The 23,671-nt window shown below is 66.5% G+C and carries 24 protein-coding genes; 12 read left to right on the plus strand and 12 right to left on the minus strand.

All coding sequences use genetic code 11. The features are described 5' to 3' along the window. The first annotated feature begins 213 nt into the window (after positions 1 to 213). The 5 genes from trxB (at position 214) to R2C4_RS12470 (ending at position 6,628) form a co-directional block, all read left to right on the plus strand. Positions 214 to 1,155: a thioredoxin-disulfide reductase gene (trxB, locus tag R2C4_RS12450; protein ID WP_058286002.1), complete on the plus strand. Its 942-nt coding sequence runs from the start codon at positions 214 to 216 to the stop codon at positions 1,153 to 1,155. Positions 1,156 to 1,160: 5 nt separating this feature from the next. Beyond that, a complete protein-coding gene (locus R2C4_RS12455) occupies positions 1,161 to 1,499 on the plus strand; it encodes a ribonuclease E inhibitor RraB (RefSeq protein WP_141890876.1) in 339 nt (112 codons plus the stop codon). Between the two features lie 81 nt (positions 1,500 to 1,580). Then, entirely contained in the window at positions 1,581 to 3,260 is a 1,680-nt protein-coding gene (locus tag R2C4_RS12460; RefSeq protein WP_141890877.1) for an adenylate/guanylate cyclase domain-containing protein, read from the plus strand. A gap of 234 nt (positions 3,261 to 3,494) precedes the next feature. Then, entirely contained in the window at positions 3,495 to 5,570 is a 2,076-nt protein-coding gene (locus R2C4_RS12465; protein ID WP_058286005.1) for a bifunctional sulfate adenylyltransferase/adenylylsulfate kinase, read from the plus strand. A gap of 242 nt (positions 5,571 to 5,812) precedes the next feature. After that, on the plus strand, positions 5,813 to 6,628 hold the full coding sequence (locus tag R2C4_RS12470; protein ID WP_141890878.1) for a glycosyltransferase family 32 protein: 816 nt from the start codon (positions 5,813 to 5,815) through the stop codon (positions 6,626 to 6,628). Positions 6,629 to 6,643: 15 nt separating this feature from the next. Here R2C4_RS12470 and R2C4_RS12475 read toward each other — a convergent pair whose 3' ends face one another. The 3 genes from R2C4_RS12475 to R2C4_RS12485 all read right to left on the minus strand — a co-directional run bounded on the left by R2C4_RS12475 (position 6,644) and on the right by R2C4_RS12485 (position 8,288). Continuing rightward, the gene (locus tag R2C4_RS12475) at positions 6,644 to 7,528 is read right to left on the minus strand and encodes a PhzF family phenazine biosynthesis protein (RefSeq protein ID WP_141890879.1); all 885 of its coding nucleotides are present in this window, start codon (positions 7,526 to 7,528) and stop codon (positions 6,644 to 6,646) included. Between the two features lie 116 nt (positions 7,529 to 7,644). Next, on the minus strand, positions 7,645 to 7,869 hold the full coding sequence (locus tag R2C4_RS12480; protein ID WP_008556561.1) for a DUF1150 family protein: 225 nt from the start codon (positions 7,867 to 7,869) through the stop codon (positions 7,645 to 7,647). A 5-nt stretch (positions 7,870 to 7,874) separates the two neighbouring features. After that, positions 7,875 to 8,288 carry an Hsp20 family protein gene (locus tag R2C4_RS12485; protein ID WP_027244437.1) on the minus strand — a complete coding sequence of 138 codons (414 nt, stop codon included), beginning with the start codon at positions 8,286 to 8,288 and terminating at the stop codon, positions 7,875 to 7,877. A 181-nt stretch (positions 8,289 to 8,469) separates the two neighbouring features. Between R2C4_RS12485 and R2C4_RS12490 the strand changes: the two genes are divergently transcribed. Both R2C4_RS12490 and R2C4_RS12495 read left to right on the plus strand, forming a co-directional pair. Then, positions 8,470 to 8,694 carry a YdcH family protein gene (locus tag R2C4_RS12490; protein WP_058286008.1) on the plus strand — a complete coding sequence of 75 codons (225 nt, stop codon included), beginning with the start codon at positions 8,470 to 8,472 and terminating at the stop codon, positions 8,692 to 8,694. A 384-nt stretch (positions 8,695 to 9,078) separates the two neighbouring features. Further along, positions 9,079 to 10,359 carry a uracil-xanthine permease family protein gene (locus tag R2C4_RS12495; protein WP_141890880.1) on the plus strand — a complete coding sequence of 427 codons (1,281 nt, stop codon included), beginning with the start codon at positions 9,079 to 9,081 and terminating at the stop codon, positions 10,357 to 10,359. A gap of 39 nt (positions 10,360 to 10,398) precedes the next feature. Here the strand turns inward: R2C4_RS12495 and R2C4_RS12500 are convergent, their stop codons facing one another. Continuing rightward, positions 10,399 to 10,713 (minus strand): DUF1272 domain-containing protein, encoded by a 315-nt coding sequence (locus R2C4_RS12500; protein ID WP_141890881.1) that lies wholly within the window; start codon positions 10,711 to 10,713, stop codon positions 10,399 to 10,401. Between the two features lie 281 nt (positions 10,714 to 10,994). On the opposite strand from R2C4_RS12500, the gene purE reads away from it, so the two are divergent. Continuing rightward, complete coding sequence (gene purE / locus R2C4_RS12505) at positions 10,995 to 11,483, plus strand: 5-(carboxyamino)imidazole ribonucleotide mutase (RefSeq protein ID WP_141890882.1); 489 nt, start codon at positions 10,995 to 10,997, stop codon at positions 11,481 to 11,483. Next, on the plus strand, positions 11,476 to 12,564 hold the full coding sequence (locus tag R2C4_RS12510) for a 5-(carboxyamino)imidazole ribonucleotide synthase (protein ID WP_141890883.1): 1,089 nt from the start codon (positions 11,476 to 11,478) through the stop codon (positions 12,562 to 12,564). The genes purE and R2C4_RS12510 overlap by 8 nt, the downstream gene beginning before the upstream one ends. 44 nt (positions 12,565 to 12,608) lie before the next feature. Here R2C4_RS12510 and R2C4_RS12515 read toward each other — a convergent pair whose 3' ends face one another. From R2C4_RS12515 to R2C4_RS12550, 8 genes are all read right to left on the minus strand, one after another. Continuing rightward, positions 12,609 to 13,346: an RNA ligase family protein gene (locus R2C4_RS12515; protein ID WP_338034701.1), complete on the minus strand. Its 738-nt coding sequence runs from the start codon at positions 13,344 to 13,346 to the stop codon at positions 12,609 to 12,611. Between the two features lie 26 nt (positions 13,347 to 13,372). Then, the gene (locus tag R2C4_RS12520) at positions 13,373 to 14,521 is read right to left on the minus strand and encodes an alpha-D-ribose 1-methylphosphonate 5-triphosphate diphosphatase (protein ID WP_141890884.1); all 1,149 of its coding nucleotides are present in this window, start codon (positions 14,519 to 14,521) and stop codon (positions 13,373 to 13,375) included. Further along, the gene (locus R2C4_RS12525; RefSeq protein WP_141890885.1) at positions 14,518 to 15,294 is read right to left on the minus strand and encodes a lipase family protein; all 777 of its coding nucleotides are present in this window, start codon (positions 15,292 to 15,294) and stop codon (positions 14,518 to 14,520) included. The genes R2C4_RS12520 and R2C4_RS12525 overlap by 4 nt, the downstream gene beginning before the upstream one ends. A 45-nt stretch (positions 15,295 to 15,339) precedes the next feature. After that, entirely contained in the window at positions 15,340 to 16,209 is an 870-nt protein-coding gene (locus R2C4_RS12530; RefSeq protein ID WP_141890886.1) for a DMT family transporter, read from the minus strand. Positions 16,210 to 16,304: 95 nt separating this feature from the next. Then, entirely contained in the window at positions 16,305 to 17,198 is an 894-nt protein-coding gene (locus R2C4_RS12535) for an HNH endonuclease (RefSeq protein WP_141890887.1), read from the minus strand. Between the two features lie 252 nt (positions 17,199 to 17,450). After that, a complete protein-coding gene (gene groL / locus R2C4_RS12540) occupies positions 17,451 to 19,100 on the minus strand; it encodes a chaperonin GroEL (protein WP_058286015.1) in 1,650 nt (549 codons plus the stop codon). Between the two features lie 65 nt (positions 19,101 to 19,165). Then, positions 19,166 to 19,453: a co-chaperone GroES gene (locus R2C4_RS12545; RefSeq protein ID WP_008554234.1), complete on the minus strand. Its 288-nt coding sequence runs from the start codon at positions 19,451 to 19,453 to the stop codon at positions 19,166 to 19,168. A gap of 254 nt (positions 19,454 to 19,707) precedes the next feature. Next, complete coding sequence (locus tag R2C4_RS12550; RefSeq protein WP_141890888.1) at positions 19,708 to 20,376, minus strand: DUF2161 domain-containing phosphodiesterase; 669 nt, start codon at positions 20,374 to 20,376, stop codon at positions 19,708 to 19,710. A 151-nt stretch (positions 20,377 to 20,527) separates the two neighbouring features. On the opposite strand from R2C4_RS12550, the gene R2C4_RS12555 reads away from it, so the two are divergent. The 3 genes from R2C4_RS12555 to R2C4_RS12565 all read left to right on the plus strand — a co-directional run bounded on the left by R2C4_RS12555 (position 20,528) and on the right by R2C4_RS12565 (position 23,566). Beyond that, the gene (locus tag R2C4_RS12555; RefSeq protein WP_058286017.1) at positions 20,528 to 21,511 is read left to right on the plus strand and encodes a TraB/GumN family protein; all 984 of its coding nucleotides are present in this window, start codon (positions 20,528 to 20,530) and stop codon (positions 21,509 to 21,511) included. Between the two features lie 47 nt (positions 21,512 to 21,558). Further along, entirely contained in the window at positions 21,559 to 22,539 is a 981-nt protein-coding gene (locus tag R2C4_RS12560; protein ID WP_141890889.1) for a TraB/GumN family protein, read from the plus strand. 106 nt (positions 22,540 to 22,645) lie between these two features. Next, positions 22,646 to 23,566: a manganese-dependent inorganic pyrophosphatase gene (locus tag R2C4_RS12565; protein ID WP_141890890.1), complete on the plus strand. Its 921-nt coding sequence runs from the start codon at positions 22,646 to 22,648 to the stop codon at positions 23,564 to 23,566. Positions 23,567 to 23,671 lie beyond the last annotated feature (105 nt).

Consider the following 23,671-nt stretch of genomic DNA (forward strand, 5'->3'; position numbering starts at 1 on the left):
TTCTTATAGCACCGCCGCCGGGCTGCGCAATAATGTTTCATCGCCGCGCAATATTCTTTGCACTCCGAAGGTGCAAGCGGCAATCCGGGGCGGCAGCGGCACCAGCGCCAGGCACCCCGGCACGGCTGGGGGGGTTTAAGCCAGCGGGTCCTGCCGCTATATGCATTTCCTGACGGCGGCAAGCCCGCCATGCTGCTTACGTAAGGGACGAACATGAGCGAGACGCGCCACACCAAGGTTCTGATCATCGGCTCCGGGCCTGCCGGCTATACCGCGGGGGTCTATGCCTCCCGCGCCATGCTGGAGCCGATCCTGGTCCAGGGCATCGAGCCCGGCGGCCAGCTGACCACCACCACCGAGGTGGAGAACTGGCCCGGCGACACCGAGGTGCAGGGCCCCGACCTGATGGTGCGGATGCAGGAGCACGCCAAGGCGATGGGCACCGAGATCATCGGCGACATCATCACCTCGCTCGACACCTCCGCCCGCCCGTTTGTTGCCAAGGGCGACAGCGGCACCACCTACACCGCTGACGCTGTGATCCTGGCAACCGGCGCCCGCGCCAAATGGCTGGGCCTGCCGTCCGAGGAGAAATTCAAGGGCTTCGGCGTCTCCGCCTGCGCCACCTGCGACGGCTTCTTCTACCGCGGCCAGGAGATCGTGGTGATCGGCGGCGGCAACACCGCTGTCGAGGAAGCGCTGTTCCTGACCAACTTCGCCTCCAAGGTCACGCTGATCCACCGCCGCGACGAGCTGCGCGCCGAGAAGATCCTGCAGGACCGCCTGATGAAGAACGACAAGATCGAAACCCTGTGGTTCCACACCCTGGAGGAGGTCGTCGGCACCGACAACCCGCTGGGGGTCGAGGGCGTCGTGGTCAAGAACGTGCAGACCGGCGAAGTGAAGGAAATCCCCTGCAAGGGCGTCTTTGTCGCCATCGGCCACGCCCCCGCGAACGAGCTGGTCAAGGACGTGCTGGAGCTGCACAACGGCGGCTACGTCAAGGTGAAGCCCGGCACCACCGAGACCTCTATCCCCGGCATCTATGCCGCCGGCGACCTCACCGACCACAAGTACCGTCAGGCGGTCACCTCGGCCGGCATGGGCTGCATGGCGGCACTCGACGCCGAACGCTTCCTGGCTGAGCAGGAATAACCGGGATGCCGCATGATTTCGCCGCGCAACGGGCCGGAACCGTTGCGGCATTCAACGACATGCAGGCCGAACACGGCCTGCCGGAGGCGGCGGACGTGGATTACTTCTTCGTCCCCGCCCGCGACGGCGCCGACTGGCGCAAGCTGGCCGATGACCTGAGCCGCGAGGGCTACGGCTGCAACTGGGTCAGCGGAAAAGACGCCGAAGGCGGCAGCCCGTATCTGGCCGCCACCCTGCCGGATCAGATCATCTCCGCCACCGGCATCTGGATCGGCGAGGAAGTCGCCACCCGAGCCGCCCTCTCCCACGGCTTTGCCCCCGACGGCTGGGGCCTGGAGGGCTGAGCGCCCGCCACCCCCGGCATTGACCCCAGGCCCCCGTCCCCGCAGTCTGCCCTCAGCGGACCGCAGGACAGGAGGACCGGCGTGGCAAGCGCGCTCTGGCAGGGCAACTGGATCACCCGCACCCGGATCATCACCGGGCTGGTGCTGTTCACCTATGCCTTCTTCCACTTCCTCAACATCGGCCTGGGCTTGCTGTCGCCAGACTGGATGGAGGCGTTTCAGGACGTCCGCCAGCTGATCACCCGCAGCGTCCTGGGCGGTCTCATCCTCTATACCGCGCTGATCCTGCATGCCGGGCTGGCGCTGTGGAGCCTGGCCCGCCGCCGCACCCTGCGGATGCGCCCGGCGGCGGCGCTGCAAATGCTGCTCGGGTTTCTGATCCCGCTGCAGCTGCTCAGCCATCTGGCCTACACCCGCTATTCGCATGAAATCTACGGCGTCAACGACGAGATGGCCTATGTGATCGTGCTGATGTGGGCCTCGCCCGAGGCCTGGCAGCAAAGCGCGCTGCTGCTGGCGGTGTGGATCCACGGCTGCATCGGCCTGCATTACTGGCTGCGGCTGACCCGCTGGTGGCGGCGGCTGATCCCGTGGATGGCCGGGCTGGCGGTGCTGATCCCCGGCTTTGCCCTGGCCGGCTTCCTGACCGAAGGCCGCCGCATCCACGGCCTGTTCGCGGAGGGCAGCCAGCGCCCGGCGCTGATGGAGGACTTCAACTGGCCCAGCCGCGAGGTTTTTGCCGAGCTGCTCCTGACCGACAGCCGCTGGTTCACGGCGTTCCTGCTGCTCTTGGGGCTGGCGGCGGCGGCGCATGTGCTGAACCGGCTGCTGCGGCGGCGCCGCGCGGTGCGCATCCGCTATGCCTTCGGCCCGGAAATCCGCGCCGAGCGCGGCCTCACCCTGCTGCAGATGTCGCAGGCGGGCGGCGTCCAGCACACCTCCCTGTGCGGCGGCAAGGGCCGCTGCACCACCTGCCGGGTGGTGGTGGAGGAAGGCGGCGACACCCTGCCGCCGCCCGCCCCGCCCGAGGCGCGCAGCCTGGCCCGCGTCAAGGCGCCCGCCAATATGCGTCTGGCCTGCCAGATCCGCCCCGAGGCGCCGCTGACCGTCACCCGCATGTTCCGCCCCGACGGCCGCAAGACCCGCGCCCATGCCAGCCAGGGCAGCGAACAGCAGCTGGCGGTGCTGTTCCTCGACATGCGCGGGTTTACCGCCCGCACCGCCGGCCAGCTGCCCTATGACGTGGTGTTCCTGCTGAACCGCTTCTTCGACGCCATCGTCCCCGCCGTCACCAGGGCCGGCGGCACGGTGGACAAATACCTGGGCGACGGCCTGCTGGCGCTGTTCGAGGCCGCCACCCCCGCCCGCTCCGCCGAGGCCGCACTGGACGCCGCCGCCGCCATCGGCACCGCGCTGCAGGACTTCAACGCCCGGCTGGCAGCGGACGGCGAGCCGCAGATCCGCATCGGCATCGGCATTCATCTGGGCCAGCTGGTGCTGGGCGAGATCGGCAGCGCCGGCCACGCCCCGCGCACCATCATCGGCGGCAGCGTCAACACCGCCAGCCGGCTGGAGGCCAAGACCAAGGATCTGGGAATCGAACTGCTGGTGTCCGCCCGGGTGCTGGAGGCGGCGGGCTACCCCCTGCACCGTTTCGCGCTGCAGGAGTTCCAGCTCAGGGGCGTCTCCCGGCCGCTGGCGGCGCTGGCGGTGGAACAGGCCGCCGCGCTGCCGCGGCTGCTGGCCAAAGAACAGGGTTAAGCCCCGCCCGCGGCCCCGCGAACACCCGTTTCCGCCCCGGCGCCGGACCCGGACGATCCCGCCCGCATAACACGCCTTAGGAGAACTTTCTGCCGCGCACCCGGATGCGTTGCAGCACGGCAACGCGGCAGAAAATCGCCAATCCGAGGCAATTCCCCCTTTGATTCCCGGCCAATCCATGCAATGCGTTCACGCGTGAACACACTTTGACCCCCGCCCTGGACCCGCTGCGCCGTGCCTGAGACCCTGACCACATCCACCCCGGACGAGCAAGACCTGCTCTTTCGCCTCCTGCGCCAGCTCGATGCGGCGCCGGATGCCTCGCAGCGGACCACCGCCGCGGCGCTGGGGATTTCGCTGGGCCGGCTCAACACCTTGCTGCGGTCAGCGGCAGAGGGCGGCCTGGTCACCGTCAGCGCCCGCCCCGGCCCCGACAAGCGGCAGCGGTTTGCCTATTCGCTGACCACCCGCGGCGCGGCAGAGAAAGTGCGGCTCACCGATCAATTCCTCGCCCGCAAGCTCGCAGACTACAACGCGCTGCATGCGGAACTCACCGGCTCCGCTAGCGGCCTCCCCCCTCTCAAACACAGGACCAACCCGATGCAAAGCAACCTGGCTCCCATTCCTGAGCTTTATGTCTCCTACGAAAGCGCCCAGAAACTGAAGGTCGAAGCGGCCGATCTGGTCAGCTGGGATCTGACCCCGCGCCAGATCTGCGACCTGGAGCTCTTGATGAACGGCGGCTTCAACCCGCTGAAGGGGTTCCTGTCTCAGGCTGACTATGACGGCGTCATCGAAAACATGCGCCTGGCCGACGGCACCCTGTGGCCGATGCCGATCACCCTGGACGTCTCCGAAGACTTCGCCGCCAAGCTCGAAGCGGGCCAGGACATTGCCCTGCGCGACCAGGAAGGCGTGATCCTCGCCACCATGACCGTGACCGACAACTGGGTGCCGAACAAGGCGCGCGAGGCGGAGAAGGTGTTCGGCGCCGATGACGACGCCCACCCGGCAGTGAACTACCTGCACAACACCGCGGGCAAGGTCTACCTGGGCGGCCCCGTGACCGGCATCCAGCAGCCCGTCCACTATGACTTCCGCGGCCGCCGCGACACCCCGAACGAGCTGCGCGCCTACTTCCGCAAGCTGGGCTGGAACAAGGTTGTTGCCTTCCAGACCCGCAACCCGCTGCACCGCGCCCACCAGGAGCTGACCTTCCGCGCCGCGCGCGAAGCCCAGGCCAACCTGCTGATCCACCCGGTGGTCGGCATGACCAAGCCGGGCGACGTTGACCACTTCACCCGCGTGCGCTGCTACGAGGCGGTGCTGGACAAATACCCGGCCGCCACCACCTCCATGTCGCTCTTGAACCTGGCGATGCGTATGGCAGGCCCGCGCGAGGCGGTCTGGCACGGCCTGATCCGCAAGAACCACGGCTGCACCCATTTCATCGTCGGCCGCGACCACGCAGGCCCCGGCAAGAACTCTGCCGGCGAGGACTTCTACGGCCCCTATGACGCGCAGGAGCTGTTCCGCGAGTTCCAGGGCGAAATGGGCATCGAAATGGTGGACTTCAAGCACATGGTCTATGTGCAGGAGCGCGCCCAGTACGAGCCGAACGACGAGATCGAAGACCGCGACAACGTCACCATCCTGAACATCTCCGGCACCGAACTGCGCCGCCGCCTGGCCGAGGGCCTGGAGATCCCGGAATGGTTCTCCTTCCCGGAAGTGGTGTCCGAGCTGCGCAAGACCAAGCCGCCGCGCTCCAAGCAGGGCTTCACCGTGTTCTTCACCGGCTTCTCCGGCTCCGGCAAATCCACCATCGCCAACGCGCTGATGGTCAAGCTGATGGAAATGGGCGGCCGCCCGGTGACCCTGCTCGATGGCGACATCGTGCGGAAAAACCTCAGCTCCGAGCTGGGCTTCTCGAAAGAGCACCGCGACCTCAACATCCGCCGCATCGGCTATGTGGCGTCTGAGATCACCAAGAACGGCGGCATCGCCATCTGCGCCCCGATCGCGCCCTATGCCACCACCCGCCGCGCCGTGCGCGAGGACGTGGAGCAGTTCGGCGCCTTTGTCGAAGTGCACGTCGCCACCTCGATCGAGGAATGCGAGCGCCGCGACCGCAAGGGTCTGTATAAACTGGCCCGCGAAGGCAAGATCAAGGAGTTCACCGGCATCTCCGACCCCTACGACGTGCCGCAGAACGCCGAGCTGGTGGTCGAGACCGAGAACGTCGACGTCGACAACTGCGCCCACCAGGTGCTCTTGAAGCTGGAAAGCATGGGGCTGATCAAGGCCTGAGCCTGACAGCAGCACAAGACCGCAGAGCGGCCCGCCAATTGGCGGGCCGTTTTCCGATTGGCCGAATGCGGGCAGTGGCAGCCGCCGCACCGCTCCGGCAGCCCCCGCCTCCCCGCCGGCGCTTTGGTCAAAAAGGCAACGGTCGGCCCCTGATGCGCAGGTCCCTGCCCCGGAACGCTTCCCGGATCGGCGGAAAACCGCTAATCATGCCGCAAAAATACAGCATTACAGGCGGATTTCAGGTGCGTGTCGTTTCTCTTTGGATCGGTGAAGAGCTGCCGCTGCTGACGCAGCTGGCGGTCATGTCCTGGCAGCGCCACACCTGCGGCGTCGACCTCTATGTCACTGACCCCGCCTGCCCGCCCCGCGGCGTGCCGCCCGGTGTCAGCCTGAAACCGGCCGGAGAGATCCTGCCGCTGGACACGCTGGAGCGCCTGAAGCCCCTGATCCGCACCCGCTACAGCCCGCGGCAGGAGCGGCTCAGCTATTCCGACATCTTCCGGATCGTGCTTCAGAAACAGGGCCTTGGTGTCTGGCTGGATACCGATGTCATCCTGTTCCAGGACTTCCAGCCGGACCCGGACCGGGCCTGGTTCGCCTTCGACGGCGCGGCGACGGTGGGCTGCTCGGCGCTGTATTTCCCGCCCGATGACCCCTTTGTCTGCGACTTCCTCAAGGTGCTTGACCATCCCGAGCTGTGGCCGGACTGGCTCGGCTTCAAACGGCGGGTGGTCAAACCCGCGCTGCTGCGCGCGCTTGGCCGGAAATTCCGCGCAACCGATCTCGGCATGACCGTCTATGGCAACGAGGCGATGGTGCGCATCCTCAAGCGGCAGAACCGCTTCGGGGAGGCCAAGCCGATGAAATCAATGTATTACCTGCCGGGCGCCAGCTGCGATTTCTATGACCCGGCGCACACCCAGGCGCTGCTTGGCCAGCCCGACATCATCGGCCTGCACGTGCATCAAAAAGGCCCCTCCACCCAGCCGCCCCGCAGCGGCAGCGCGTTTGATGTGACCCTGCGCGCCTACGGTCTGGCCGCCGCGGAACCCGCCTGAGGCCGCCGCCCGCGGTCACAGCGCCGCGGGCAGATCCACCGTGCCGCGCATCAGCACAAACCCCTCGCCCGCAACCCTGACGCCCTCGATCGCCTCCGCAGGGCCAACCCGGGACACCCGCGCCTGGCCGGGGCGGCCCAGCCCGTGTCCCTGTTCTGCCACGAACTCCGCCTTCTGCATCAGCCCGTGGTGCCACAGATAAGACGCCATCGCCCCGGTGGCGGACCCAGTGAACGGGTCCTCCGGCGGGCTGGGCGGCGCCATCAAAAGGCGCGAGAAGGTGTCCCCCGCCGCCGTCGCGCCCTCCAGCGCCACCAGGAACGGCTCCATCATGTCGATGCCATCGGCGCCCAGCGATTTGCCCAAGGCGGCCAGCGCCTCCAGGTCCAGCTGCGCCGCCTCCAGCGCCGCCCGGTCGCGCAGGACAGTGATACAGAACGGCAGCCCGGTTGAGACTTTCTGCGGCCGCCCTGCGATGGCCTCCACCGGCAAGCTCACCGCCGCCGCCACCAGTGCCGGATCGGCAAAGGGGCCGAACTGCGGCGCCACCTGCGTCATTTCGATCAGGTCCCCGTCCAGCCGCACCGGCACGATCCCCGCCCCGGTTTCCAGCGTGATGCTATCGCCCTCGATCAGCCCGCGGTCCCGCATCGCCGCCACCGTGGCGATGGTCGGATGGCCGGCAAAGGGGATCTCGCGGCTGGCCAGGAAATAGCGCACCTTCACATCCGCCGCCTCAGACGGGCCGGTGAATGTGCATTCCACCAGCGAGGTCTCCCGCACGTAGGCGGTGCAGACCGCCTCCGGCAGAGGCGCGCCGCCATGCACCACCGCACAGCCGTTGCCCCCGAATGCCCGGCCTGAGAACGCATCCACCCAGTCGAAATCATAGCGCGCCATCTGCATCTCCCGGCTTTAAGGCAACAAAAAAGGCGGGCTGCGGCCCGCCTTTCGCATCATCAAAGCCCGCCGCGGGATGTCAATCCGCCGGCCCTGCACCTTTCCGTGTGCTGGCCCTAGTGGACCGGCACCGGCGTCATGTCGTTCTGGCGCGCCAGCACAAAGGCCAGGCTGCGGTCGGCCACCAGCGCCAGCTGGCCGCCCTCGGCGTCGTGCACCGCATAAAGCTGTTCACGCCCGCCCGCGCTGGCCTGCACCTCTTTGGGAAGATCTGCCACCGCAACCGCCTTCACATAGACGGTCCGGCTGCCGGCATCCTTGAAGTCAAACGGTGTATGCATTGCTCTTACCCCTTCTTGATGTTGATCGTCTGAACCACGGTTTCGGGCCGCGACCGGGTCAGGTCCACATGCAGCAGCCCGTTTTCCATCACCGCCTCGCCCACTTCGACGCCATCGGCCAGCACGAACATGCGCTGAAACTGGCGCGCCGCGATGCCGCGGTGCAGAAACACCCGCCCTTCGCTGTCGTCGCGCTGGCGGCCGCGGATCACCAGCTGGCGGTCCTCGACGGTGATCGCCAGATCCTCCTCGGCGAAACCGGCCACGGCCAGGGTGATGCGGTAGGAAAAGTCAGAGGTCTGTTCGATATTATATGGAGGATAGCCTTCGTTGCCCGATTTGGCCGAGCGTTCCAGGAGGCGTTCCAGCTGCTCGAACCCCAGCATATGCGGGTAAGAGCCCAAGGTAAGTTTCGACACGTTGTTCGTCCTTTTTGCCAAAGCGACGGATGCTTGCGGCCCCGGTCACGGCAGCCGCTTCCAGAAGAATATGGGAAGTTCCTGCTGGATTCACAAGAGCATGTGCTCATAGGTCTAGCGGAAAAGCGGTTAAGGAAGTATCTTCAGCCTCACTTCATTCATCAGCTTTACTGAGTCGCCCATGAACGCACCCACAGATGTGTCGATGAAGACGGATGAGGTCCTCAGGGTTGAGCTGGAGGTTTTCCGCAGACAGCACCGCGATCTGGACGAAGCGATCTCCGCGCTGGAAGAGCGCGGCACCGCCGACCAGCTGACCATCCGCCGTCTGAAGAAGCAAAAGCTTATCCTCAAGGACAAGATCGCCTTGATCGAAGACCGGCTGACCCCGGACATTATCGCCTGACGCCGCGCCGGCAGGACCGGCAGCGCATCAGCGCCTGTTGCCCGGCGCCAAAGCCGCCCGGGCCCCGGCTGCAGAACGCAGCGCTTTTTTTCAGAACCCAAGCCCTCCCGCCCCCTGGCGGTGCAGCGCAGCTGCCCAGCCAGGCGTTGGGCGCGGCAGCGCGCCTGCCGGCGCGCTGCGCTCCCGCAGGGCCGCCGCCCGCTCGTCCTGCCCGCCTGGCCCGCCTGCCTGGCCCGCCTGCCTGGCCCGCCTGCCTGGCCCGATTACCGGCTGCGGCGGATGGTCAAACCGGCCGGAACCGGTTAGGAGCAGCGCGATTGTTTCCGGCGGCCGTGCAAAGCGGCCTCCGGACGCAAGCCTCTGAACAACAAGACGAGTTAATCCATGACCGCTGCGAGGGAACAGATCCCGGCGTCCGATCTGCAGGACGCCGATTACAACTTCACACCAAGGCAGGCGCTGGCCGGGGCGCAGATGCTGTTTGTCGCCTTCGGCGCGCTGGTGCTGGTGCCGCTGCTCACCGGGCTGGACCCCAGCGTGGCACTGTTCACCGCCGGGCTTGGCACCCTGATCTTCCAGGTCGTCACCCGCGGCCAGGTGCCGGTGTTCCTGGCATCGTCCTTCGCCTTCATCGCGCCGGTGATCTACGGCGTGCAGACCTGGGGCATGGCCGCCACCACCGGCGGGCTGGCGGCGGCGGGCCTGCTGTATGTGGCGCTCAGCTTTGCCATCCGCGCCTTTGGCACCGGTTTTCTGCACCGGCTGCTGCCGCCCGTCGTGGTCGGCCCCGTCATCATGGTGATCGGCCTGTCGCTGGCGCCGGTTGCGGTCAATATGGCCACCGGCCTGGCAGGCGACACCCAGGTGATGCCGCGCAGCACCGCGCTCTTGCTGGCCGGTATCTCGCTGGGCACCACCATGCTGACCGCCATCCTCGCCCGCGGCATCATGCGCATCGTGCCGATCCTGGCCGGCGTCGCCGCAGGCTGCAGTGCCGCGCTGATCCTGGGCGCCGTCACCGGCGACCCGCTGATCAGCACCGCCGCCATCGCCGCCGCCCCCTGGTTCAAGGTCCCGGCCTTCGTCGCGCCCGAGTTCAACCTGGCCGCCATCCTGTTCATCCTGCCGGTCGCCATCGCGCCCGCGATCGAACACTTCGGCGACATCCTGGCGATCTCCAACGTGACCAAGCGCGACTATATGGAGAAGCCCGGCATCCAGAACACCATGCTGGGCGACGGCCTTGCCACCGCCGCCGCGGGCCTGCTGGGCGGGCCGCCCAACACCACCTATTCCGAGGTGACCGGCGCCGTGACCCTGACCCGTGCCTTCAACCCGGCGATCATGACCTGGGCGGCGATCTTCGCGATTGCGCTGTCCTTCGTTGGCAAGCTGTCCGGTGCGCTGGCGGCGATTCCGATGCCGGTGATGGGCGGCATCATGATCCTGCTCTTTGGCATGGTCACCGTGGTCGGCCTGTCAGTTCTGGCCAAACTGGGCGAGGCGCTGTCGGAGGCGCGCAATATGGTGATCATCTCCACCGTGCTGATCATCGGCCTGGGCGGGTTGACCCTGGAATTCGGCGAAGGCTTCACCCTCGCAGGCATCGGCCTGTCCGGCGTGGCCGGCCTCGCGCTGAACCTGATCCTGCCGAAACAGCGGTAATCCCGCAACGCTGAGGAGCCGCCGCAAAGGCGGCTCCCCTCACCGCTCCTCCGGCGCCAGGTGCCGGATGCGCTCCACATGCGCGGCAATGTCCTCGCGGCTGAACTTCGAATGCACCCGCTTCTCTGACGCCGGATGGTTCCCCAGCCCCAGCTTCAGCTCCTCCCGCCAGGCGCGTTTCGGCCGGATGGGCCGCGGCGCAAAGCCGCCGCCGCAGGTGGGGCAGACATTGTGCAGAACCGCCTCAGCACAATCCGCGCAATAGGTGCATTCATAGCTGCAGATCCGCGCTTCCGCCGCATCCGGCGGCAGATCCTTGCCGCACAGCTCGCAATTAGGGCGCAGCTCCAGCATCCTATCCTCCCTGATCCTGCCCCCACCCTGCCCCGGTTACTGCCCCCTTGCAATCCTCTGTTCAAGCCACCCGCGCCGCGCAACGCGCGGCGCCACGCCCAACCGCAAGGCGGTGCAGCTTGCCTGCGTCCCGCGCGGGCGGGAGCCTGCCGCCCTGCGGCATAGCGGCCAGCGGCGCAAAACAGGGCAAATCCCCCTGCTTTCCCGGCCAAGCCGGATTGCGCAAAACCCAACATTCCCTATAGTGCGCGCTCCACAAGCCGCGACAGGAGCCACCAGCCATGGGTGACATCAAAGTGGGCATCATCATGGGCAGCCAATCCGACTGGCCCACCATGAAGGAAGCCGCGAATATCCTCGATGAACTGGGCGTTGCCTATGAGGCCAAGATCGTCTCCGCCCACCGCACCCCGGACCGGCTGTGGAGCTACGGCAAATCCGCGGCGGACCGCGGCTTGCAGGTGATCATCGCAGGTGCGGGCGGCGCCGCCCATCTGCCCGGCATGGTCGCCTCCAAGACCCGCGTGCCGGTGGTCGGCGTGCCGGTCCAGACCCGCGCCCTTTCCGGCGTCGACTCGCTCTATTCCATCGTCCAGATGCCCAAGGGCTTCCCGGTCGCGACCATGGCAATCGGTGCTGCCGGGGCCGCCAACGCAGGCCTGATGGCCGCGGGCATCCTGGCGCTGCAGGACGCGGACCTCGCCCAGCGCCTGGACGACTGGCGCGCGGCGCTCTCTGCCTCGATCCCCGAGGAGCCGTCCGATGACTGACGTGCTTGCACAGGCACTGCAGCCGGGCGCCACAATCGGCATCCTCGGCGGCGGCCAGCTGGGCCGGATGCTCTCGGTCGCGGCCTCCCGCCTCGGCTTCAAGACCCATATCTTTGAACCGGGCGCCAACCCGCCCGCAGGCCATGTCGCCGACCGCGTGACCACCGCAGGCTACGAGGACGCAGAGGCGCTGGCCGCCTTCGCCGCGTCCGTCGACGTGATCACCTATGAGTTCGAGAACATCCCGACCTCCGCGCTGGACCTCCTGGAATCGCAAAAGCCGATCCGCCCGGGCCGTGAGGCGCTGCGGATCAGCCAGGACCGGCTGACCGAAAAGAGCTTCCTGCAGGATCTGGGCCTCAAAACCGCGCCCTTCGCGGACATCACCGATCAGGCCAGCCTCGACGCCGCTTTGGCGCAGACCGGCACGCCCTCGATCCTGAAAACCCGCCGCTTCGGCTATGACGGCAAGGGCCAGGCCCGCATCAAATCGCCTGAAGACGCAAACGAAGCGCTCGCTTCCATGGCCGGCGCGCCCTCGATCCTCGAAGGGTTCGTGACCTTCACCCACGAGGTTTCGGTCATCGCCGCCCGCGGCGTGAGCGGCGAGATCGCCTGTTTTGACCCCGGCGAAAACGTCCACCGCGACGGCATCCTGCACACCACCACCGTGCCCGCAAAGCTCAGCACATCCCAGCGCATGGACGCGGTGCTGATGGCCGGCAAGATCCTGAACGCGCTGGACTATGTCGGCGTCCTCGGCGTCGAACTCTTCGTCACGCCCCAAGGCCTGATCGTCAACGAGATCGCCCCCCGCGTCCACAACTCCGGCCACTGGACCCAGAACGGCTGCACCGTCGACCAGTTCGAACAGCACATCCGCGCGGTTGCGGGATGGCCGCTCGGCGATGGCCAGCGCCACTCGGACGTGGTGATGGAAAACCTGATCGGCGATGACGTGGAGCGCTTGCCCGAACTGGCAAAAGAAGCCGATTGCGCCCTCCACCTCTATGGCAAGGCGGAGGCCAAGCCGGGCCGCAAGATGGGCCATGTGAACCGGGTGGTTAGGGCGCAGGGGTAAGGCCTCGCGTCAGGAAATTCAGCGCATTGAAGCGGAAAGCGGCCTCAGATGAGGCCGTTTTTTACAATCTCCGCATTCATCCAATGCACCTCTGTCTGCACATGATCCGCGCGGACGTACTTGGCCAGCAGCGTCTGCATTTCCGCCTCGGCAAATTCTCTGGCAGTGCGGATCACGAAACCTTCCTGTGCCGCCAAATCCAGCGCGGAAATGGTCGCTTGTAATACAGATTCCGAGGGCGGTCCCCGGTACAGCACCGGAACGCTGACAATCCCCAGCTCACCAAACCGGGCCAGCGTTTCCTCCCAAGGCTGGATCACGCCATCCACGATCCAGGCGAATCCCAGAAAATAGCTGGGCAGCGCAGGGTAAGCGATGGCATGGCGGGCAAAGAGGTACTCACCGACAATCCGCTCGCCATTCGTCAACGCCGGAGAAATGCCTGCAGCAAAAGCCTTAATCCAGTCGCGGGACGGGTGGTAGCGGGCATCGGGGCTGCGCGGGTGGCAGCCGCCGGGGTAAATAGTGGTGTTTTCACCATCCATTTTTTCGGTAATGACCACCTCTGCCTCTGCCAGAAGCGCAGAGGTATCCTGCAGGATTTTGTCATCACTGGTGGCACCGGGCGATTGCGGCAGATGAAAAGTGCGGCCGTATTTTCGGGTCATGTGATCAACCGTTGCATAAAAACCTCTTTCGCCGCAGCCTAGCCGCGCCGCACCGCGGCAGCAAGGCGTCCCGGTGAAAGCGGCTCCGCCGGTTTCACGCGCAAAGAGGGCCATCCGGCCTGATGCGCGGCGCTTCCCCCTCAGGCCAGGAACCGGCCCGCCACCTCCCCGGCCATATAGCTGACCCGCCCGCCGGCAATTGTCGCCGCGACCCGCTGGGTGGCCTTGTCCAGCACCAGAATATCGGCGCGCTTGCCGGCCTCCAGCGTGCCGCGATCGTTAAGCCCCAGCAGCTGCGCAGGCCCGTGTGAGACCAGCCGCCAGGCGCCCTCCAGATCCAAGAGGCCGGACCGTTCCAGCATCAGGGCTGCGCGCCGCGGGCTGGGGTAGTGATAGTCGGAGGCCAGCGCATCGCACAGCCCCATGGCGATCAGTTCGACGGCAGAGGCATTGCCCTTGTGCGAGCCGCCGCGCACCACATTGGGGGAGCCGAGGATCACCGGATCGTCCGCGGCGCGCGCCGCTTCTGCGGCCTCAAGTGTCTCGGGAAACTCGGAAATCCGCGCGCCGCGCGCGCGCCAGACGGCGCGGCCCTCTGCGGTCTGGTCGTCATGGCTGCCGAGCCGCACCTCCAGCGCCGCCAGCTCCGCACAGAGCGCATCCAGCCGGCCTGCCACCTCCTCCCGGCGCGCGTGCATGTCTTTCAGCATCTGCCAGTGCACCTCCGGATTGCGCCCCGCCTTCAGCGCCTGCCCGGTCAGCCGCGGCGGCTTCTTGCCCGCCGCCAGCCGGTCGTGCGGCAGGTGGTCGTTGAACACCACATAAGGCACCTGCCAGTCCGCCACCTTGGCGGCCAGCCCGGCGTAATCCTCCAGCATGTGGATCTCAAACCGCAGCTGCGGCAGCAGATCGGTCACGACGGAGTGGCGCACCGCCTTGATGGCCTCAAACACCTGCGCGGCAAACTCCGGGCTGCGCAGGCCGCCCTCCCAGGAATAGAACTGCGCCAGCACCGCAGTGGTGATGCCGTTGGCCGCCAGTTCCGCCTCGGCGGCCACAACGCCCTCGGCCATCTGCTTCATCGCGCCCCGGCGCGGCGCCAGGTGGCGTTCAAACCCGTCGCCATGCACGTCCACAATTCCCGGCAGCACCAGATAGCCCGACAGGTCCACACGGCGTCCGGCGGGCGCATCCGCCACCTGCCCCTCCGCCAGGGCGATCTCGCCGCCGCGCTCCAGCCCGCCGGGGCGCAGCACATCGCCGCTCTGCAAGGTCAGTTCCAACGTCATTCCTCTGCCTCTTCACAGCCGCCATTCAGCTGGCAGGCCTCGGTGATGATCTCTTCCACCGCCGCCAGCCAGCCCAGGCCGGGCTCAAACCGCCCCTCTTCCAGGAAATGCAGCGCCTGCGCCATCACCTGCGGGTTGTTCATCATGTAGGTGTGGGTGACCGGCAGCGTCAGATGCGCCGCCATGCCTGCCACCTTGGTGCTGTCGACCGAGACTTTGCCGTCATCCTCCCCCGGGATCAGCGAGGAGAACAGCGGGTTCAGCGTCTCATTGCCCGCAATCACACCCAGCTCGAAATTCACCGGCGGCAGACGCCTGGGCAGGCTGCCCGTCCCGGTCCCCAGCTGCAGCCCGGCAGGCCCGTTCAGCAGGCCGAACACCTCCCAGTCGCCCAGCTCATCCACCAGCTCGCTGCCCTGGTTGGGCGGCCCCATCATCACCACACGGCCCAGATTGCCGGGGTGATTGCCCTGCAGCCAGTAGCGCAGCAGGATGCCCCCCATCGAGTGGCTGACCACATGGGTGGTCTCCGCGCCGCAGGCGGCAAAGGCCGCTGGCAGGGTCTCCTCCGCCAGCACCTGAATGGCCGCCTCAGTGGAGGCATAGCCCGGCCGCACCACGCTGTAGCCGCGCGACTGCAAAACCTCCTCCATCACCGCAAATGAGGTCTCGGTGCGCGCCAATCCATGCAGCAGGATCACGCAATCGGCCGCCGCGGGCAGCGGCAGCAGCGCCGCAGCGGCGGCAAGGAAGGGTTTTGCAAAATAACGCATGGCGCCCAGATAAGCGCAAGCGGCGGCACAGGGAAGACCCCGCGGTCAGCCGGCGGCCCGTTTGGCCGGCTGCGCCTTGCGCCCCGGCGCCCGCAGCACCACCAGCGCAATGCCGCCCAGCACCGCCGCACTGCCAAACAGCAGCCGCAGGGTCACGGTCTCGCCCAGCAGCACGGCCCCCGCCAGGATCGCAATCACCGGCACGCTCAGCTGCACGGTGGCGGCCACCGCGGGCAGGATCTGCGGCAGCAGCCGGTACCACAGCGCATAGCCCATGCCGGAGGTCACCGCCCCCGACAGCACCGCCAGCCCCGCGCCATAGAGGCTGACCGAGCTGCCGCCCAGCCATAAGGCAATTGGCAGGAACATCGCCGCCGACCACAGGAAATTCACCGCCGTCGCCGCCAGCGGCTGCGCCGCCCCCCGCCCCAGAATGCTGTAGATCCCCCAGCCCAGACCCGCCGCCGCCATCAGCAGCGACGCGCCCAAGGGCGTTGCGCCGGAGCCGTCGGGCCAGACCACATAGGCCAGCCCCAGAAACGCCAGCACCGCGCCCGCCAGCTGGCCCGCGCTGACCGGATTGCCCCGTACCGCCCCCCACAGGAACATCGTGACCTGCACCACCCCGAACAACACCAGCGCGCCAAGGCCTGCGTCGAGCTGCTGATAGGCCAGCGAAAACCCCGCGATATAAAGCGTCAGCGCCGCCCCGCCCCCCAGGCTCGCCCGCAGGCCCTGGCGCACCGCCAGCCCCTGCGCCTGGCACAGCACCACCAGCATCGCCGCACCGGAGGCCAGCCGCAAAAGACCAAAGCTGCCCGCATCCATATGCCCGCCCCCGATCGCCAGCCGGCTGAGGATGGAGTTCGCGGCAAAGGCCGCCATGGTGAGGGAGACAAGAAGAAACAGGCGCATTTTCAAGGGGTAGCGCGCCGGAGCGTGCGGGGCCACTGATATTTTCGTGTCAGCCGCCGATCCCTCAATTGGACATCTGCCGCCGCCCAAGGGCTTTAGCCCTTGAAGACATTTTCCCGATGCCAGCGGAGGTATGATCTGTGAGGTTTGAAAGCCGGGTTCACCGGCTCGATCAGTCGCCGGTCCGGCAGCAGCAAACGATTAAGCGTCGCCTCATCCACCGCCTTTTTCGCAACAAGCACCTCGTTATCATCGCTGATCGACAGCAGCCCCCGGTCGAACATCCAATGCACGGTTCCCGACAGGGCCAGCCCATTGCGCACCGTATCCGGACCGCGTTCCGAAACCGGCACGATATGTGCGGCCTCCACCTCCGGCCGCCCTCCGCCATTACGCAACTCCAGCCCCGACATCGAACAGCGGCCGCCATAGGCATGTTTGACCTGCCTCGCAAAACTGCGGTCCCGGAAGGCCCGCTGGGACAGCAGCATTTCGCGTGGCTGATCCTGCGGTTCAAAGGGGGCCTGCGCCTCGGCAAACCCGGGCTCTGCGGTGAAATCTCCGGTTCGAGGGATGGCATTCGGCTCTTCGCGTGCCGCCAGACCGGCGGTAATAATCCGCGCAAAATCAGCATCGGAGATCAGCCGGACCGCGCTGGTGTTGCTGCCGCGCGACCTGGGCAGCCCGGTTTCATACGGCCCCTGCCCTTCCACCCATCGGGGAACAAAATTCTCGAAGGACAGCTCACTGCCTGTGTCCAGCAGCGCATAAGCCATTGCAGGATCCTTCGGGTCATCCTGCACCTGAAGCACACGCTGGACAGAATGGTAGCCTTTACCGCCGCCGCGCCGGCCCTCATAGAAGACAACCCAGTCGCCGACAGTTTGCTCAACCCGGCTCAGGTAGTGCTTTTTAGGGAAATGGTACGCTTTGCCAGGCTGGTCGTCATAACCTGAATGCGAAGACTGAATGAAAACTGCTTTGACCATGACGGTGACTTTAGGCCGTTGTTTCATAAACGAAAAGAGGGGAGAGAAAACGTGCCCCCCCCCTTTCACCTTTGCCCAAATACTCCCGCCGGAGGCAGGCCCGCACCGCAGGCCTTCAATACCTCTCAAAACGAAAAGGGGCCGCCCGAAGGCAGCCCCAAGTCTTGCAGTCGTCAGCGGTGGGCTTCCGGCAGATTGGCCTTCCCGGCCAATCGCCTGTCGCCGCATCCCAAATCCCGAAGGGATTTGTGATTACATCATGCCGCCCATGCCGCCCATGCCGCCCATGTCGGGCATGCCGCCGCCTGCCGCGCCTTCTTTGGCGGGCTTGTCGGCAATCATGGCTTCGGTGGTGATCAGCAGGCCTGCAACCGAGGCCGCGTCTTCCAGTGCGGTCCGGGTCACTTTGGCCGGGTCGATCACGCCGAAGGAGAACATGTCGCCATATTCACCGGTCTGCGCGTTGTAGCCGAATGCGCTGTCGGAGGACTCGCGGACCTTGCCGGCAACCACGGCACCGTCGACGCCTGCGTTTTCGGCGATCTGGCGCAGCGGCGCTTCGATGGCCTTGCGGACGATGTTGATGCCTGCGTTCTGGTCAGCGTTGGCGCCTTCCAGGCCGTCCAGGCCCTTGCCGGCCTGCACCAGGGCAACACCGCCGCCGACGATCACGCCTTCCTGCACGGCTGCGCGGGTCGCGTTCAGCGCATCGTCCACACGGTCCTTGCGCTCTTTCACTTCGACTTCGGTCATGCCGCCGACGCGGATCACGGCCACACCGCCTGCCAGTTTGGCAACGCGTTCCTGCAGCTTCTCGCGGTCGTAGTCAGAGGTGGTTTCCTCGATCTGGGTGCGGATCTGGGCCACACGGGCTTCGATCTCGGCCTTCTCGCCAGCGCCGTCGACGATGGTGGTCTCGTCTTTGGTGATGGAGATTTTCTTGGCGGTGCCCAGCATGTCCATGGTGACGGACTCGAGCTTCATGCCCAGATCTTCGGAGATCACCTGGCCGCCGGTCAGGATCGCGATGTCCTGCAGCATGGCCTTGCGGCGGTCGCCGAAGCCCGGTGCCTTGACGGCTGCGATTTTCAGGCCGCCGCGCAGCTTGTTGACAACCAGGGTTGCCAGCGCTTCGCCTTCGACGTCCTCAGCAATGATCAGCAGCGGCTTCTGCGACTGGATCACCTGCTCCAGCAGCGGCACCATCGGCTGCAGCGAAGACAGTTTCTTCTCGTGCAGCAGGATCATGCAGTCTTCCAGATCCGCGATCATCTTGTCCGGGTTGGTGACGAAATAGGGCGACAGGTAGCCGCGGTCGAACTGCATGCCCTCGACCACGTCGGTCTCGGTTTCCATGCCCTTGTTCTCTTCGACGGTGATGACGCCTTCGTTGCCAACCTTCTGCATCGCGTCCGCGATCTGGCGGCCGATTTCAGCTTCGCCGTTGGCGGAGATGGTGCCAACCTGCGCAACCTCGTCGGAGTCTTTCACTTCGCGGGCCATGTCCTTGATGCCCTGCACGACTTTGGCGGTTGCCAGGTCGATGCCGCGCTTCAGGTCCATCGGGTTCAGGCCGGCAGCAACCTGCTTCAGGCCTTCTTTGACGATCGCCTGGGCCAGAACGGTTGCGGTGGTGGTGCCGTCACCGGCTTCGTCGTTGGTGCGGGAAGCAACTTCCTTCACCATCTGGGCGCCCATGTTCTCGAACTTGTCTTCCAGTTCGATTTCCTTGGCAACCGAGACACCGTCCTTGGTGATGCGCGGTGCGCCGAAGGATTTGTCCAGAACCACGTTGCGGCCTTTCGGGCCCAGGGTCACTTTCACGGCATCGGCCAGAATGTTGACGCCCTTCAGCATGCGGTTGCGGGCATCGGTGTCGAATTTGACGTCCTTAGCAGCCATTTTTCACTCTCCTAGAGTAATCTGTAATTGTCAGCGAGGGATGGGATCAGAGCAGGCCCGCGGGCTTACTCGATGATGCCCATGATGTCGCTTTCCTTCATCATCAGCAGCTCTTCGCCGTCGACGGTGATCTCAGTGCCGGACCACTTGCCGAACATGATGCGGTCGCCGGATTTGACGGCCATCTCGATCAGCTCGCCGCTGTCCTTGCGGGCGCCTGCGCCGCAAGCAACCACAACGCCTTCGCTCGGCTTTTCCTTGGCGGAATCGGGGATGATCAGGCCGCCCGCGGTTTTTTCTTCGCTTTCGGTGCGGCGCACCAGCACGCGGTCATGAAGCGGTTTCAATGCCATCTTTGCAGCTCCTTAAAAAGGCTCAAAGGTTGTTATCTGTTGGACCTCCGCCTCCCCGGCGGGGCCGTTATCACTCACTCGGGGTGAGTGCTAACGACGGGGAAGCTAGGCATCGGGCCGGGCCGAGTCAACATCTTCCGGCAAGAAAAATCGCAGGAAATTGCGCAGCGCTGCGGGCATCGTGCGGAGCCTCCGCAAGGCAATGATTTTGCGCCGGAAATCAGGCGGCCGTTACCGCTGCTGCCCGGCCCGGCCTAGGTTTCCCAGCTTTCCGCCCAATGCACCAGGCCTGCGCGGCCCGCCTCGGTCAGCTGGTAGATCCCGGTCTCCACCCGCTCGAACCAGCCGTAATGGTTGCTGGCCATCAGCCGGGTGGCGCGGGCCACGCCGGTGGCCTTGGCGACTTCCGCTCCCTTGCAGGCGCCTGCGCCGGCCAGATGCGCGGCGCAGGCCAGCGCGTCCTGGCGGTAGGCGGTGACGATGCCGTGCCGGGTGGCGCCGCCTGCGTTCGGGTCGCCGCGCAGCGCCTGAAACTCGCGCAGCAGCCGCGTCTGTTTCTTCTTCGATTTGCGCGGGCTGTACGGTCCGGGGTCGCAATGCACCTCGGCCCGGCCGTCTGCCAGCACGGTAATCAGCCCCAGCCCCAGCCGCCGGCACATCGCCAGATTGTCCTTCAGCATCCGCCGCGCCTGCCGCCCCCCGGGCCGCGGCACCGCGATATAGACGTGATCGGTGACCGCCAGCCGGGCCACCGCCTGGTGGAACAGCGACAAGGAGAATTTCAGCTTCAGCTCGACAATCACCGGCGGCTCCGCGCCGCGGACAGCCACCACATCGGCAGCCCCCACCTCGCCCTTCACAGCGTAGCCCTGGGCCTCCAGCAGCGCCTTCACCGGCGCATATAGCTGATCCTCGCGTTCCATGCCGCCATGACTGGCAGCAAGCGCCGCCGAAGGCAATCCGCCGCGCGGTTTTACGGCCCAGGCGGCAGGTTTTGCATTGCCGCCCCCCCTGCCCCGTCCTAGGGTCATACACTCAGGCCACAGTTCCGGACCCCCGGGGAAAGGGCGCTTGATGAAACCCATTGCACTTGCCTTGGCCCTGGTCCTGCAGGCCTCTGCCGGCCTGGCCGCCTGCCGCGGCATCGACTACCGCGACCACCTGCCGCCCGCCACCGAAGCGCGGCTGGAGCGCGAGATGGCCGCCACCCCGTTTTCCCGCGGCAACCACTGGATCGCCACCAAGGGCAGCCGCACCATCCATGTGATCGGCACCATGCACGGCGGCGATTCCCGCATGGCCCGGGTGATGCGCAACCTGCGCCCGGCGCTGGCCTCGGCGCAGGCGATCTACCTGGAAACGCTGCAGCCCGGAGTGGAGACGCCGGAAACCATGCCCGCGAGTCTGGCCAGCAGCTTTCTGCTGCCGCAAGGGCAAGAGCTGCGGCACCTGCTGGGCAAGGAAGCCTGGCGCCATTTTGAACTGACCGCGCGGGTCTCCGGCGCCAATCTGGACACCATGAACCGGATGCAGCCCTGGGCGGTGTCGATGTTCCTGGTGCAAAGCGGCTGCCGCCCCTACGGCTTTGGCCTGAAGCGCGGGCTGGACGACCGGATCGCCGATTTCGCGCGCCGCAAGCGGATCCCGGTGGGCGGGCTGGAAACCCCGGCGCAGGCGCTGACGGCGATTGCCGGCCTGCCGCTGCGCGACCAGGCGCGGATGCTGGAGCTGGAGCTGGAACTGGTGCGCTCCTCCAAGCCCGAGGATGCCACCCCGGTGGAGGCCTATTTCGACCAGAGCGTCTGGTCCGCCTTCGTGCTGGCCCCGTGGATCAGCGCCCAGTACAGCAGCTTTTCCGGGGCCGAGACCGCGCGTCTGTGGCGCCAGTACAATGACCGCCTGCTGGACCAGCGCAACAGGCGCTGGATGAAGGTGATCGAGGCCGCCCGCCACGAGCGGATCGTGGTTGCGGTCGGCGCGGCGCATCTGCCCGGCAAAAACGGGGTGCTGAACCTGCTGCACCGCAAGGGGTTCAGCCTCACCCGCGCCGCGTGGTAGACCCGGCGCATCGCGGTTTTCCTCCCCAGTTTCAGGACCTGTCTGTCATGCGGCTTTTCTTCACCCTCCTTTTTCTGCTGCTGCCCGCCGCGCTGTGGGCGGGCTGCACCGGCACCGACCTGCGCACCACCCTTGCGGCCGGCGATCTGGCCCGCCTGCAGGCCCGGGCCGCAGCCGCCCCCTTTGCCGAAGGCAACCACTGGATCGCCCGCCGCGGCACCCGCACCGTGCATGTGATCGGCACCATGCACATCAATGACCCGCGGATGGAGGCGATCACTGCCAAGCTGGCCCCGGTGGTCCGCGAGGCCGGCCTGCTGCTGATGGAGGCCAGCCCCGCCGAGAAGGCCGCGTTCGAACGGAAACTGGGCCGCACCCCGTCGCTGATGCTGATCACCGAAGGGCCGACGCTGATCGACCGCCTGCCCCGGCAGGAATGGGAGAGCCTGGCCGCCAAGGCCCGCGCGCACGGGATTGCGCCCTGGATGGCTGCCAAGATGCGGCCCTGGTTCCTTGCGCTGTCGATGGCGGTGCCGCCCTGCGTGCTGCGCCAGCCGGACGTGAAGAACGGCCTCGACCTGCGCCTGGCCGCCGCGGCGGAAGAGGCCGGCGTGCCGATCCGCTCGCTGGAGGATCCGATGAGCGTGATCCGGATGCTGGACGGCGATCCGCTGGAGGAGCAAGTCCGCCAGCTGCGCGCCTATACCGCGCTGCTGGGCGGCGGCCAGGACGATTTCTTCACCATGTCGGAGGCCTATTTCGACCAGCAGGTGCTGCACGCGCTGCTGCTGAGCGAGCAGGCGTTTCTGGAAAACGGCGCCCTGACCCGGGCGGAGCGCGAAGAGATGTGGGCGGAGGCAATGCAGCAGCTGCTGGACCAGCGCAACCGGGCCTGGATTCCGGTGATCGAAGCCGCCGAGGCCGGCACCCTCGTGGTGGCCGCCGGGGCGCTGCATCTGCCGGGGGAGAACGGCGTGCTGAACCTGCTGCAGCAGCAGGGCTACAGCCTGGAGCGCGCCCCGTTCTGAGCACATCGCCGCATTGCAGCAGCTGCGGGGTGACAAGGCTGCGCGCCGCCCCTATAAGGCGCGCAAATCTCCCCTTTTTGGACTCATGAGTGAACAGGACAGTCACATGACCATTCAAGTTTTCGGCCATAAATCCCCCGACACCGATTCCACCGGCTCCCCGATCGTCTGGGCCTGGTACCTGAACGAGGTGAAGGGCGCCGCCGCCGCGCCCAAGCTGCTGGGCGAGCCGAACACCGAAGCGGCCTTTATGCTGCAGCGCTGGGGCCTGGAGAAGCCGGAAATCATCGCGGACGTGGCCGATGATGCGGCTGTCGTGATCGTCGACACCAACAACCCGGCAGAGCTGCCCGCCAACATCAACGGCGCCGATGTGCAGGCAATCATCGACCACCACAAGCTGGTCGGCGGCCTGGAAACCAAGGGTCCGATCGACATCACCATCCGCCCGCTGGCCTGCACCGCCACCATCATGCACGACCTGATGGGCGACGATGCCGCCAAGATGCCGGAAGCCATCAAGGGCGCGGCGCTGACCTGCATCCTGTCCGACACCCTGGAATTCCGCTCGCCGACCACGACCGCGCATGACAAGGCCGTGGCCGAGAAGCTGGCCGCCGACCTGGGCATCAACATCTCCGATTACGCGGCCGAGATGTTTGCCGCGAAATCCGACGTCTCCTCCTTCTCCGATGCCGAGCTGCTGCGCATGGACTCCAAGGAGTATGAGGTCGACGGCACCAAGTTCCGCGTCTCGGTTCTGGAAACCACCGCGCCGGCCGTGGTGCTGGACCGCAAGGCGTCGCTGATGGACACCATGACCGCCGTCGCAGCCGAGGACGGCGTCGACCAGGTGCTGCTGTTCGTGGTCGACATCCTGAACGAAGAAGCCACCCTGCTGGTGCCCAACGACCTGGTGAAAACCGTGGCCGCCAAATCTTTTGGCGCCGAGGCCGCAGGCGACACCGTGGTGCTGCCGGGCATCATGTCCCGCAAAAAGCAGATCATTCCGAACCTGAAAGTCTGATCCGCCTCAGGTCTGTGACACGCAAAAGGCGCCCCGCGGGGCGCCTTTTTCTGTTACCGGGCCGGTGGTGCTGCGGCGCAGGCGCCGGCCTTGCGGCAGGGCGGC

The sequence above is a fragment of the Leisingera aquaemixtae genome (assembly GCF_006740765.1).
GTDB classification, from domain to species: Bacteria; Pseudomonadota; Alphaproteobacteria; order Rhodobacterales; family Rhodobacteraceae; genus Leisingera; species Leisingera aquaemixtae.